This is a genomic window from Anabaenopsis elenkinii CCIBt3563 (genome assembly GCF_015245355.1).
Classification (GTDB): Bacteria; Cyanobacteriota; Cyanobacteriia; order Cyanobacteriales; family Nostocaceae; genus Anabaenopsis; species Anabaenopsis elenkinii.
In genome coordinates this window covers 222,755-236,261 of sequence record NZ_CP063311.1, presented here as the reverse complement: position 1 = coordinate 236,261, position 13,507 = coordinate 222,755, and the positions used below count along the sequence as shown (strand labels likewise).

Sequence of the window (13,507 nt, the reverse complement as noted above, 5' to 3'; positions counted from 1 at the left end):
CTATTGATGACTGGGATAATAAGTGATACCGGTGAAAATGAAAATTTTGTTGATAGATGATGATATTTATTTCAGTCAATTACTTACAAATACTCTCATTTCCTACCGTTATGTAGTCGATGTCGCTACAAGTGGTCAGATCGGTATAGAAATGGTAAGTCAGTTTAATTATGATCTAATTTTGCTAGATGTACTCATGCCCAAATTAGATGGTTTGACTGTGTGTCGTCAACTACGTCAGCACCATTGTCAGGTTCCCATATTAATCCTCACCGCCAAGGACGCAGAGGAAGATGTGATTGCAGGTTTAGATGCAGGAGCAGACGACTATGTGACTAAATCTTCTGACACTGCTCAGTTATTAGCACGAATAAGAGCTTTATCCCGTCGAGTACAAGAGTCAAGTTTAGTGACCTTGGAATGGGGTAACTTATCTCTGGATACTCATTTAATCCAAGTCCAGTATGGTCAGGAATTAATTCCACTTAGTCCCAAGGAATTTGAGTTATTGGAATTATTTTTACGCTCCCCCCAAAGAATTTATACCCGTAGAGATATCATTGATAAGTTATGGTCAGCAGATGAGTTCCCTACAGATAATGCTGTCACCAATTTAATCAAAGACTTACGACGTAAACTTAAAGCAGGAGGAATCAAAGAAGAAGTGATTGAAACTGTTTACCGCTTGGGATATCGGCTTAAAGCTAGACCAGAGGCAAAATCTGAGTTACCAGTACCAACTGATGATCATGTAGCCGAGGGAATAGCACTGATTGCAAAAATAAAAGCAGATTTTCAAGCTTCCTTACCTGACAAAATAGCAGAACTGAGTATTGCAATTAGTCAATTCCAACTAGAAAGCAGCAACTCACAACAGCAACAACATATCCTTACCATAGTTCATAGTTTAACTGGTAATCTGGGTACTTTTGGCTATCCCCAAGGCTCAGAAATAGCACGGAAAATAGAAGCTATTCTCACACAAGAACATCTGACCCATGCACATATTACCGAACTCGGTTGTTTATGGCAAGCATTAGCAGAAGCAGTGAGTCTACCAGGAAAAATATCGGATCTGAATGATTTCAACCTCCGGGAATATATACCTGCTCTCATTTCTCCCGATGATTTTAGTCAAATTTTAAAGCAAGAATGGCAACGCCTGGGCACACAATCTATACCTCTGGGCTTAATTTTTTGTGCCATTGATGATTTTGAAAAACAACAGCAAAAAACTTACCTTTTAAAGCTTGGGCAGACTTTACAAAAGTACCTTGATCCTCCTAGTTTCATCACTTACTACACTGGAGGGAAATTTGGTATTCTTCTACCGAGTATGCCCTCTGATAGTAGCTTGCGTCTTGCCCAACATTTGTACCAAGCCATCCTCAGCTTACAAAAATTCACAATCAGTTTAGGTATTACTGGCACTATTCCCAATTCTACCGCCACTCCCGAAGAATTATTAACAACAGTGAACCAAGCCCTGACATCGGCTCAAAACAGAGGGGGTAATACACTGTGTTTCCATCTATGCCGTTGAAATTCTTACATGATGATTATTTTTTTCTTATAACTCTCTTATAACTCGATGGTATCTTGTCTCAACATATCCTCCTGAGGATACTTGACAAGTCAATTTATTTCTCAGGCTCAGGATATATCTAATTCTGTAATCTGTTTCCCCAGCAATTATGATTATCAACGCCAAGCGGAATACCCACCATTGTGAGTGTGGCATTGAACAGGAAAATTATGAGAGCAGTTTCGGACTACATAGCTTGAAACTGGTACTGAAATATATTGATCTGTATCTTGACCAGAACCTGACACTAGATGAACTGGCGCAGCAAATCAATTTCAGCAGGTCTTATCTGTGCTATCGCTTTAAGCAAATCACAGGAATTTCACTGCATCAATACATTATTCGGCAGAGGGTATACCGAGCCAAAGGCCTGTTAGAGTCCTCTAGTATGTCCCTGAGCGAGATTGCTGTATATTGCGGATTTTACAACCATAGCCATCTGACTCGAGCCTTCAAGCGACTATTAGGAGTCCCACCCAGTGCATTTCGGGTAGGTGCGACAAACAGTATCCCAGTCCCCGAAAGAGACTGGTGTTCTACTCTGTAATGAAGACCAAATTACCAGGAGTCCGGCGAAGTACCTTTGGGTGAGATTAAAAACTAAGGATAAAGACCTCTATCAGCCAGGGCTTGTGCTACTCTACCCACACCCAAAGTATAGGCTGCTAATCGTAGAGAAATTTGTCTGCTCTTCGACTGCTGTATTACTTGGTGATAAGCTTGGAGCATTAACTTTTCCATTTCATGGTTTACCCGCTCCTCATCCCAAAACACATAAGAAAGACCCTGCACCCACTCTAAATAACTGACAACCACACCGCCAGCATTGGTCAAGATGTCCGGTAGCACCGTCACACCACGGGCTTCTAGGGATTGGTTCGCTGCTAAAGTTACTGGCCCGTTAGCTGCTTCGGCGACAATTTCCGCTTGCACCTGATTAACATTTTCCCTAGTAATTTGATTCTCCAAAGCTGCAGGAATCAAGACATCGCAAGGCAAAGTGAGTAAATCTACATTACTAATTGCTACTGCTTGGGGAAAACCCACAACACTCCTGTGATTTTTCGCCCTATAAGCTGTCAATGCCGGAATATCAAGGCCGTTGGTGGCAAAAATACCCCCCGCGCCTGTAGAGACAGCGATGATTTTAGCCCCCAACTGATGTAATAATTCAGCTGCTGCATGCCCCACATTACCAAAACCCTGAATTACTACTCGCGCTCCTGTGAGGGGTTTACCTCGTTCCGCTAATGCCTCACGGACAATAATCATTACACCTCTGCCCGTTGCCTTTTCTCTCCCTAAAGAACCACCAATGGAAAGGGGCTTACCTGTGACAATTCCAGGGACAGCATGACCCACATTTACAGAATAAGTATCCATCATCCAAGCCATTTCACGGGCGGAAGTACCCATGTCTGGGGCGGGTATATCTACTGATGGTCCAATGTCTTTAATTAACTCACTGATATAGCGGCGAGTGATTCTTTCTAATTCACCCACACTATAACTTTGAGGATTTATGGCTATACCGCCTTTCGCACCGCCATAAGGTATGCCTAACAACGCACATTTCCAAGTCATGAGCATGGCTAAAGCTGATACTTCACCCAATGTCACCGCGGGATGGTAACGAATTCCTCCTTTATAGGGGCCGAGAATATCAGAGTGCTGTACCCGATGTCCAGTTAGCACTTGAATTTGACCATTATCTAGCTTCACAGGGATGGAAACTGTCACCACTTTACGGGGATGGCTGAGGATGGCCAATACTCCCGGATCTAAGTTTAATTCTTTACCTGCATCTTGTAGATAACTACAGGCTTGGTCTAATGGGCAAATGTGCCCTGGAGTCTCAGGTTCTATGGGCAAGGGAGATTTTAAAACCATAACATCTTCTCCTAGTCGCAGTATCTTTGCGGACTGGATATATATGACTGATATCCCTAGCTTATCCTTTTTTTGTGAGCAAGGTCTAATTTTCTGGTTTTTCTTACATTTTGCGGCAATGTTACCTCGATTTTCTCCCTTTTTTAGTGGTGCGATCTGCTTGCAGCAGCGCTGCTACAAAATGTATAAAAAGCAATAGAGGGGCTTTGATTCCCCCCAAACTACTGATATTTTATATATTTAACGCTAACACTTTAGGCGTAAAGTTGCCATGTAAACCATAGGGAATGTGATGTTTAAGATGTAGTCGGGCAATGGCACCTTGATTGAAGTCACGGGCATCTAATATGACTAAATCTGAGCGGTGATGTGTGGCATCATAAACCAATACTAGCACCCAGCCATCATCCTCTTGTTTAGCATCTGTCCGGGGGACAAAAATCGGCTCCCCAGTAAAACCATGGGGTGCTGCACTCCACAATTGTCTGGCTCCTGAGTCCAAGTCAATTTTCACCAAGGCTTGCAAGGGCGCATTACCTGTTTCCCCGTGAGCCGCACCTAAATATAAATATTGATATTTTCTCCCCACCAGTTGGGGATTTATACTAGGAAACTCACAACAACGGCTGTCAATCATCTGTTGTCGGACTTTCCCAGTCTCAAGATGAAGATGGAATCGCCACAGTTGACCGGGAGGGAGAGTAGCAAAATTAACTTCTCTAAAATCGCTTTCCGGCTCGACTTCTGGGAATGATGCGTAACAAATAGAGTCAATGATAATTTCTTCACCCGCCTCAAAAGCGTTAGCGTGGTGGAAAACAAAGCCAGACTGAGTTTCTAAAGTTCTTACCTTTGTTTCTCCGGGGTGACGGGGAATCACTATAATCCTAGTGGGTTGATTTTGCTGAAATTTGATACACTCTCCAGCACCACGTATTCCTAAAGCGAAGGGTATGGGGTTAAAGGTAACGGGATTTTGCCAGAAGATACAGTAGTTAGGAGTAATGACAAAATCATGAATGAAACAGAAACCGGGAATACTATGAGTTTGTTTTCTCACAACTTCACCGTCTGGGTTGAGTTCAAATATAGTAATGGTGGTAGATAGTCCCGGTTTAATGGAGAAATTTACCAGACAAGGTGCGCCACCATCTTGGTTACAACTGGGGTCAAAGCGGGGATGTGCGCCAAAGGCTTCACCGGATGATAAAACACCATGGAAATTTTCTTTCCCTAAAGTTTCTAATGTATGGGGGTCAAGGCTATGAGGTTCTGCGGCTTCCCATAATGCCAAGAGTTTATCACCCCAATAAATTACATTGGTATTGGCAATATTTTTCATTTTGAAGTCGAAAATATTAGCTAACCAACCGCCGGGTTTTTGAGTACCAAAGACACCCCGATAAAGGATTTTACCCGCTTGCTGTTCTGCTAAATAGCCTTCAGTACGAACAAAGCGGTTACGGAAATGGGCGCGACCATTGACAAAGCTGATCCGGCTAATCATCCCATCGCCATCAAAGGGGTGATGTATTGGTTGTCCATTGATATCTAGCAAGCCGGGGCCATTTCTAAACAATGTACCCTGTAATTCTGGGGGAATTTGCCCTTCAATATCATCAATCCAGTAGTCAAATTCTTGGGTAAGGGATTTATATCCTCCTTGCCAATCTACAAGAGTGTAAGATTTTTGGGGATTTGGGGTGTCTTCAATTTTTAAGGTCTGCATCTGCTGATATTATGATCTTTTGGATTCCATGGTTTGTGAGTCTGATTCCCTCAAAATTAATTCGGGCATCAAGTGAGATATTTGTGCTGTCTGCCCTTGTGGATCCTCTGCAGGTAACCAATGAATGAATGGCAGTGGCAAGAGTGTACTGAGGTTGGTAATAATTACCAATAGCCACATTAATTCAAAGTTAGTTTCGCTAATACCCAGCCAATGCATGATGATGGCTCCCAATTCATAGGAAACCATTGCGGCTAAGTTGGAAATTGACATCAGCAAGGCAAATAATGTCGCTTCTACTCCGGGGGGGCATAATCTGGCTGCAAGTACCAAAACCGGCATATAGGCAATTTGTCCGATGACGGTCAGGATGAGACTATCACCCAAACTAAACCAGTGGTCATCTATACCTAAAGCTCTGTTAGTATGGGTGACCAGTAGCAGCATTGTCATTCCCAGGGCTGATGACAGGACTGTACTCCAAGTGAAAATGGCGCGAAATGAAACAGTTTTGAGGAAGCGTTGAAACATCCACACTCCTATCAAAGAAGCCCCACTAGTTACCAGTCTTACCCGTCCTAGAAATTCTGGTTGAAAGTGTAGTTCATTGGTGCTGAAGAAGAAGAAGGCAGAATCGGCTGTTGGGGTGGCTAGCCAGACAAATACAAAGGCTGTGGGTAGCCAAATGGATTTTTGGGTAATTGCTTGGCGTAGTTGCTGGAGTTGATACTTGATGCTTAAAGAATTCTGGCTATTGCTATGTGGGACATTTTTACTAATGGGGGTTTCAGCAATTAACCAAGCTACTCCCGAAACTATCAGGGGAAATGAGGCGGTAACCCAAAATACAGTGCGCGTGGTGAAGTGTTCCAGCAGTATTCCGCTCAAGTAAGCGGTGAGTAAACCTCCCAATGCGGAAGCACCCCAGGAGAGTGATTGTAGTGAACCTGCTGCTGCTTGGGATTCTCCTCTGGCTCTTTCCACCACTAATGAGTCAACTATGACATCACTGACCGCAACGGATAGAGAACCCAGGGAGATCGCTAGGGTAGCTGCCCAGCTAGTATGAACTATGGTAGCCAAACTTATCCAGGATATTGCTCCTAATATCCCAGATAGCACTAAATAAGGGCGGCGGCGGTAGCCAAATATGGGTAAGCCATCTGAGATAAAGCCAAACACCGGTTTAATTATCCACGGTAATGCGACAATTCCCAATAGCGCCGACACTTGAGCCGGACTCAGTAGCAGTTCATCTTTGAGGAAAAAACTAACTGCTAGACGTGCTAACCCTAAAATTCCTTGGACGAAGTAGACGCTAAGAATGGCAATTAACTCGGCGCTGGGTTCATGACCGAAGAAAATTTTACTTTTCACTGAGTCTTTGACCTTGGACAAGCCAGGGGAGTCAATCAGCATTTGATAAATATTTTTTAAGTTTTATCTACTTTTCTATCATATCGATTTCTGAGAATCTAGTTTTTGCTAAATATTACTCAAGGCAATCACGGCATTTTGACCACCAAAGCCAAAGCTTAGACATAATACCTTCTGGAGTTGAGTTTCATGGGCTGCGGTGACCAAATTTAAATCAAATGCTGGCGTTTTTAATCCTACACAAGGTGGTATAATCCCCTTTGCCATGGCTAAGAGGGAAAATGCCACACCTAAAGCCCCCGAAGCTCCTAATGTATGACCTGTAGCGCCTTTGGTGGAACTGACTGGTACTTGGGGGGGAAATAAATTCTGGATGATTTGACTCTCTACCCTGTCGTTAAGGATTGTGGCTGTGCCATGGGCATGAATATAATCTATATCTTCTGGTTTTAGGGAACTCCGTTTTAAACATTGCTGAATCGCTGCGATCGCACTTTTCCCAGTGGGATCGGGTTGTGTACCATGATAAGCATCTGCTGTCAAGCCAAAGCCAAGAATCTTACCATACATTTTAGCTCGACGCTGCTGGGCTAATTCTAGGGATTCCAAAACAAACACCGCCGCCCCTTCACCTAATACCAATCCTTCCCGATACACATCAAAGGGATAAGCCCCGGTTTTAGCTAAGGCCCCCATCTGTTGAAACCCTGATAATGTCAAGGGTGTAATTGGGGCTTCTACAGCGCCGGCCACGACCCTTTGACATTGACCAGTTTGAATTAGTAAAGCGGCTTGAGCGATCGCCCAAATACCAGTAGCACAAGCTGCCATCGGTGCCAAGACTATACCAGATGCACCGATTTGGTGAGCAGATGCTATGGCATTGGTATGAGGTAAAAAATATAACCAATTTTCTAGGAGTGCCTTTCCCTGATTCCCAAGGGGATCATGGCCATACATTTGCCGCCTTAGTAATTCCCATGTCCCCTGATGACCGCGACTTGATCCAATCACCACAGCACAATCAGGTAAAGGTGAAACCAGGCGAGCATCTTTTAATGCCGAGGACACTGCTAGCTGGGTTAAAGTTTTTAATTCCGTAGGTTGGTTACTAATCAAACCTAGAGGACGGGCTGCTAGTTCGGAAAATGGTTGATACCATTGCAACCCAGATTGACCAGCGATTAACTTGTGCCAGCTATGCTCTAAGCTGGTTCCCAAGCAGGAAAGTAAACCAATACCAGTGATCACAACCATTGCGGATTAAAAATGGGAGATGGGGGATTCTTTTCCCTACTCCCCTTGTCTGTCTTAATCGGGTATTTTCAGGTTTTCTGCACCTTGAGTCACTTTAGCTGATTCAATGCGATCGCCTTGCTGAATTTTGTTGACCACATCAAAGCCGTCGGTGACATTACCAAATACAGCGTAGTTACCATCGAGGAAACCTAAATCTGCTAGAGCAAAGTAAAACTGCGAGGAAGCTGAATTGGGCATTTGCGATCGCGCCATTGCGATCGCACCCATTTTATGCTCTAAAACAGGTGGTTGCTGAATAGTCTTACCATAAATTGGTTCTTCACCACCCCTGGGCTTAATTTCTAAAGGTATGTAACGTTGACTCCCTGTCTCTGAGTCAATGTAACCACCCGTCCCCAATCTACTTGCGGGAAATCCTGGGTCTTTCCCCTGGGGATCGCCCCCTTGAACGACAAAAGGTTGAGGATCACGCACTACTCGATGAAAGGCTAACCCATCGTATACGCCCTTTTGGACTAAATCAACAAAATTGCCGGCTGTAATTGGGGCGTTTGTGCCGTCTACCTCAATAGTAATGGGTGAACCGTTAACGGTCATCACCACGGTAGCTTTACCTTCGAGACGTGGTAAATTTTTCATTCCTGGAATATTCTCACTTACGATTTGAGATACAAATGTTCTGGCTGTTTTGTCGGTATTTGTCTCAGTTAATGCTGAGTTAGAAGTCACATCCTGTGTGGAACATCCTCCTAAACTCAAAGCACTAAAGAGCAAAAACACAACTATAAAATTTGAGACTTTTAACCGCATAGTCAGTTACTGATTTAACCTGAGTATGTTATCTTCTGGAGTAATTTTTGAGATTTAGCCTTGGGTATGAGGCCGTAGCAAGTACCAATCCTTCACCCCCATTAGAGTCCTTCTAAGGGTACTCTCAAAAATCGGGCTAATTCCGCCCCTGTAGTTTCTAACTCTGCTAAAGATAATGGTTGGCCCACCCGTGTTAAAGGAATGTCTCGCCGACCCTTAACACGTAGGTAGAGCGCGCGACGGGGATTAAGACCTTCTTTGATGTCGATACGCACAGACTGGACGTCTTGAGTATAGGTGTCAATTTCAATGCGACGATTTTTACCGGGAAATCCCCAACGAAAGATTTTGATCTTGCCAGTTTCCTGATTGAAATCGTTGTAGCCGCCGCCGACATCCCATAAAATCATTAGCCACAGATATAAGGCTAACAGTAGGCCCGCAGTGCCATATAACCCCATAACTAGTCCCTGGGGTACAAATATCAGTTGAGTTGGATCAGTAACTAAGAGTAAATTTACTTTCAAGTAACTAGATATCCCTGCCAATAAGAAGCCTGTAGCTCCCAATGTCACAATAGTTGCCCACCAGTAATTACTAAACCGACGGGAACCCAGAACACCTTGATGTAAGACACTTGAAGGTTTGTGATCATCGCCGTTAGGCGAGTCACCTTTGTTAATTGTTGTTGATGCCGTCATTGAACTAACTTTAGCCCGTGAGTTCTTCCCGATTCAAGTCTGCCATTTCCAACGCTATTCTTGCAAGTTGCAAGGGTGATACTTTTAAGATTTATGAGAAAACTTGTGTCAAATTATTAAAATTCTGATATTGATTAGAAGTAATGGGTTTGTATTCCACAAACCCCCATCCCTTGCCAGTGATAGAGACGGGCATTCGCCCCCATCGCGGTTTTATCAGGTGACCCAAAAACTGGGTTTAAAGCCTTATGGTCAAAATACTGGTGTCTGGTAAACCCGTGGGAATCCCTTAGCAACAGGAATCCTCCTAGTTTTAGGTCGAGGAATGTGAATGTCTGTGTATTCGTGTAGTAAAATCTAGTCATCTTAACAATTAACTACACCATTTTTTTATGCGGCTAGGTAGCCTCTACATTCATGTCGGGGGAAAGCTGAAATCCTTTTAGGGACGAAGCAAGAAACCCAAGAAGTTATTCTTGGTATCCCCAGCCACTCATAGGGTGGCAAGAATGTCAATAAAGTCAATTGGGCAAAAACCCAAACTAATGTGATAAGTTAAGAATCATTAAGTTACCAGAGGCTGATAAATCATTAGCCGATGGTGCGTGTAATGACATAATTCTGAGAAACTTGCTCATTCAAAGGCTAAAATCTCAGATTCTCAGATGCTTTTAGGCCGCTGAGATTGTCAAAAAAACGTTAATTCCTCGTTGAAGTGGCACAAAGTCGGAAAAATAGCCGAAAGCGTTGCTTCAAAAACGGTGCAATTTTAGTAAAAGAGGATTCTAGTTCAATGACCATCGCAGTTGGACGCGCCCCCAGTACAAGAGGGTGGTTTGACGCTTTAGACGACTGGTTAAAGCGCGATCGCTTCGTATTCGTAGGTTGGTCAGGGATATTATTATTCCCCTGCGCTTACCTAGCACTAGGCGGTTGGCTCACCGGTACAACCTTCGTCACCTCCTGGTACACCCACGGATTAGCCTCATCTTACCTAGAAGGCTGTAACTTCCTCACAGTAGCGGTTTCCTCACCAGCAGACAGCATGGGACATTCCCTGTTGTTCCTGTGGGGACCAGAAGCCCAAGGAGACCTCACCCGTTGGTTCCAACTAGGTGGACTGTGGCCATTCGTAGCCCTACACGGAGCCTTTGGCTTAATCGGCTTCATGTTACGGCAGTTTGAAATTGCCCGTCTAGTAGGCATCCGTCCCTACAACGCCCTGGCATTCTCTGGCCCAATTGCGGTATTCGTCAGTGTATTCTTGATGTACCCCTTGGGACAGTCTAGCTGGTTCTTTGCACCCAGCTTTGGTGTAGCGGCAATCTTCCGGTTCCTACTATTCCTCCAAGGTTTCCACAACTGGACACTTAACCCCTTCCACATGATGGGTGTAGCGGGGATATTAGGCGGTGCCCTATTGTGTGCAATTCACGGAGCCACAGTAGAAAACACCCTGTTTGAAGACGGCGAAGCCTCCAACACCTTCCGCGCCTTCAACCCCACCCAAGCAGAAGAAACCTACTCAATGGTGACAGCAAACCGTTTCTGGTCACAGATTTTCGGTATTGCTTTTGCTAACAAACGTTGGTTACACTTCTTCATGCTGTTTGTACCTGTGACTGGTTTATGGATGTCATCCGTAGGCATTGTAGGTTTAGCATTGAACCTGCGGGCTTATGACTTCGTTTCCCAAGAATTGCGGGCAGCAGAAGACCCAGAGTTTGAAACTTTCTATACCAAAAACATTTTGCTGAATGAGGGTATCCGGGCTTGGATGGCTCCTCAAGATCAGCCTCACAAACAATTTGTATTCCCTGAGGAGGTTCTACCTCGTGGTAACGCTCTCTAATAGACCAACTGTATTAGGCGGTGGACGTGACCAAGAATCCACAGGTTTTGCTTGGTGGTCTGGTAACGCTCGTTTAATCAACTTATCTGGTAAGCTCCTGGGCGCTCACGTTGCTCATGCTGGTTTGATTGTATTCTGGGCTGGAGCGATGACTTTGTTTGAAGTCGCTCACTTCATCCCTGAAAAGCCTATGTACGAGCAGGGCTTAATCCTGCTTCCTCACATCGCCACCCTGGGATGGGGCGTTGGTCCTGGTGGTGAAGTCATCGACACCTTCCCCTACTTTGTAGTCGGTGTACTGCACCTCATTTCCTCAGCTGTCCTGGGCTTTGGTGGTATTTATCATGCTGTTCGTGGACCAGAAACCTTAGAAGAATATTCCTCCTTCTTTGGTTATGACTGGAAAGACAAAAACAAGATGACCAACATCATCGGCTTCCACCTGATCATCCTGGGATGTGGGGCGCTGCTGTTGGTGCTTAAAGCCATGTTCTTTGGCGGTGTGTATGATACCTGGGCACCCGGTGGTGGTGATGTTCGTGTGATTACTAACCCCACACTAAACCCGGCTGTGATATTCGGTTATTTGATTAAGTCTCCCTTTGGTGGCGACGGCTGGATTGTCAGCGTCAATAACATGGAAGATGTCATTGGCGGTCATATCTGGATTGCTTTCATCTGTATTTCTGGTGGTATTTGGCACATCCTCACCAAGCCTTTTGCTTGGGCACGTCGTGCTTTCATTTGGTCTGGTGAAGCTTACCTTTCCTACAGCTTGGGCGCTCTTTCCTTAATGGGATTCATCGCCTCCACAATGGTTTGGTATAACAACACCGTTTATCCCAGTGAATTCTTTGGTCCTACTGCTTCTGAAGCTTCTCAAGCTCAAGCTTTGACCTTCTTAATTCGTGACCAACGCTTAGGTGCTAATGTTGGTTCCGCACAAGGACCCACAGGTCTTGGTAAATACTTGATGCGCTCTCCTACTGGTGAAATTATCTTCGGTGGTGAAACCATGCGCTTCTGGGATTTCCAAGGCCCTTGGTTAGAACCTCTACGTGGTCCTAACGGTCTTGACCTAGATAAAATCAAGAATGATATTCAGCCTTGGCAAGCACGTCGTGCTGCTGAATATATGACCCACGCGCCATTGGGTTCTCTCAACTCCGTGGGTGGTGTGGCTACGGAAATTAACTCCTTCAACTACGTATCTCCACGTGCTTGGTTGGCCACATCTCACTATGTGTTAGGTTTCTTCTTCCTCATTGGTCACCTATGGCACGCTGGCCGCGCCCGCGCTGGTGCTGGTGGTTTTGAAAAGGGAATTAACCGCGAAACTGAACCAGTTATGTTCATGAATGACATTGACTAGGTTATAAGTTTTATTTCATCACTGACAATCAATTTTTTACTAGCCCTTGTTTAATAACAAGGGCTTTTTTTCATTACCAGGATATGAGACAATTAACATAATTGCATCATCAAGAAATAATTATGAGCAATACAAATTTTAGCGATGCTTTGTACTGGACATCAGAAGCCCAGCAAAAATTACAGAATATTCCCTTTTTTGCCCGTTCCCGCGCCAGAGCTAGTATTGAACAGTTAGCGCGTCAAGCCGATAAAAGGGTTGTCACCGCCGATTTAGTGGAACAGGCTAGGCTGGAATTGGGACAGTAGTGATGGTCTGATGAATATTTCAGGGAGAAACTTGTGGTTTGAGAACACTGGGAATTGCTTCTATGACTCTGTTGGCAATTTCTGGGGGTGTGGCTTCTTCTGTCAGGGTAATTTTGAGATCAGCCTGGGAGTAAAGAGGTGTCCGTTCTTCCAGCAGCGATCGCAATTTCCCTTTGGGGTCAGGATATTGTAACAGTGGTCTTGTAGTATCTGCTGCTATACGTGTGTACAGCAAATCTACCGGTACATCTAACCATACAACTAAACCATGGCGGAGATAACCCCAATTTTTTTGTCGTAAAACAATACCCCCACCCGTTGCTACAGTCAAATGAGTATAAGCACACACCTGGGCCAATACATCGCTTTCTAACTGGCGAAATGCTGCTTCACCTTCTTCGACAAACAGCTGATTGATGGATCTAGCTGAGGATTTAGTAATTACATCATCGGTATCCAAAAATCTATAACCCAAATGCTCTGCTAGCAGTTGTCCCACTGTAGTTTTACCTGCACCCATCATACCAATTAAATACAGATTCACACCTTGCAATAAACTGCTCACCACTGGTTTCGTCTCCTGTGAAAATATAAATATACATTTACATACATTGATCCGTCAA

12 protein-coding genes are annotated in these 13,507 nt (G+C 44.4%); 5 read left to right on the top strand and 7 right to left on the bottom strand.

Going from position 1 to position 13,507, the window contains the following annotated elements; translation table 11 throughout:
• Positions 1 to 37: 37 nt before the first annotated feature.
• Positions 38 to 1,543 (top strand): response regulator, encoded by a 1,506-nt coding sequence (locus IM676_RS01095; protein ID WP_225880422.1) that lies wholly within the window; start codon positions 38 to 40, stop codon positions 1,541 to 1,543.
• Between the two features lie 151 nt (positions 1,544 to 1,694).
• Positions 1,695 to 2,132 carry a helix-turn-helix domain-containing protein gene (locus tag IM676_RS01090; protein ID WP_200988600.1) on the top strand — a complete coding sequence of 146 codons (438 nt, stop codon included), beginning with the start codon at positions 1,695 to 1,697 and terminating at the stop codon, positions 2,130 to 2,132.
• Positions 2,133 to 2,185: 53 nt separating this feature from the next.
• Here IM676_RS01090 and IM676_RS01085 read toward each other — a convergent pair whose 3' ends face one another.
• From IM676_RS01085 to IM676_RS01060, 6 genes are all read right to left on the bottom strand, one after another.
• Entirely contained in the window at positions 2,186 to 3,475 is a 1,290-nt protein-coding gene (locus IM676_RS01085; RefSeq protein ID WP_200988599.1) for a Glu/Leu/Phe/Val family dehydrogenase, read from the bottom strand.
• Between the two features lie 232 nt (positions 3,476 to 3,707).
• Positions 3,708 to 5,204 carry a carotenoid oxygenase family protein gene (locus tag IM676_RS01080; protein WP_200988598.1) on the bottom strand — a complete coding sequence of 499 codons (1,497 nt, stop codon included), beginning with the start codon at positions 5,202 to 5,204 and terminating at the stop codon, positions 3,708 to 3,710.
• A gap of 9 nt (positions 5,205 to 5,213) precedes the next feature.
• Positions 5,214 to 6,623 (bottom strand): folate/biopterin family MFS transporter, encoded by a 1,410-nt coding sequence (locus IM676_RS01075; protein WP_200988597.1) that lies wholly within the window; start codon positions 6,621 to 6,623, stop codon positions 5,214 to 5,216.
• Between the two features lie 66 nt (positions 6,624 to 6,689).
• A complete protein-coding gene (locus tag IM676_RS01070) occupies positions 6,690 to 7,838 on the bottom strand; it encodes a beta-ketoacyl-ACP synthase (RefSeq protein WP_200988596.1) in 1,149 nt (382 codons plus the stop codon).
• Positions 7,839 to 7,892: 54 nt separating this feature from the next.
• Positions 7,893 to 8,651 (bottom strand): peptidylprolyl isomerase, encoded by a 759-nt coding sequence (locus tag IM676_RS01065; RefSeq protein ID WP_200988595.1) that lies wholly within the window; start codon positions 8,649 to 8,651, stop codon positions 7,893 to 7,895.
• A 101-nt stretch (positions 8,652 to 8,752) separates the two neighbouring features.
• The gene (locus tag IM676_RS01060; RefSeq protein WP_200988594.1) at positions 8,753 to 9,352 is read right to left on the bottom strand and encodes a photosystem I assembly protein Ycf4; all 600 of its coding nucleotides are present in this window, start codon (positions 9,350 to 9,352) and stop codon (positions 8,753 to 8,755) included.
• 793 nt (positions 9,353 to 10,145) lie between these two features.
• Between IM676_RS01060 and psbD the strand changes: the two genes are divergently transcribed.
• The 3 genes from psbD (at position 10,146) to IM676_RS01045 (ending at position 12,884) form a co-directional block, all read left to right on the top strand.
• Positions 10,146 to 11,204, top strand: a complete 1,059-nt coding sequence (psbD, locus tag IM676_RS01055; RefSeq protein ID WP_200988593.1) for a photosystem II D2 protein (photosystem q(a) protein) — start codon at positions 10,146 to 10,148, stop codon at positions 11,202 to 11,204.
• Entirely contained in the window at positions 11,188 to 12,576 is a 1,389-nt protein-coding gene (psbC, locus tag IM676_RS01050; protein WP_200988592.1) for a photosystem II reaction center protein CP43, read from the top strand. Before psbD ends, psbC begins: the two co-directional genes overlap by 17 nt.
• A 122-nt stretch (positions 12,577 to 12,698) precedes the next feature.
• Complete coding sequence (locus tag IM676_RS01045; RefSeq protein ID WP_200988591.1) at positions 12,699 to 12,884, top strand: PCP reductase family protein; 186 nt, start codon at positions 12,699 to 12,701, stop codon at positions 12,882 to 12,884.
• A gap of 19 nt (positions 12,885 to 12,903) precedes the next feature.
• On the opposite strand, the gene IM676_RS01040 is transcribed toward IM676_RS01045, so the two are convergent.
• Complete coding sequence (locus IM676_RS01040) at positions 12,904 to 13,449, bottom strand: shikimate kinase (protein WP_200990027.1); 546 nt, start codon at positions 13,447 to 13,449, stop codon at positions 12,904 to 12,906.
• Between the last annotated feature and the right edge of the window lie 58 nt (positions 13,450 to 13,507).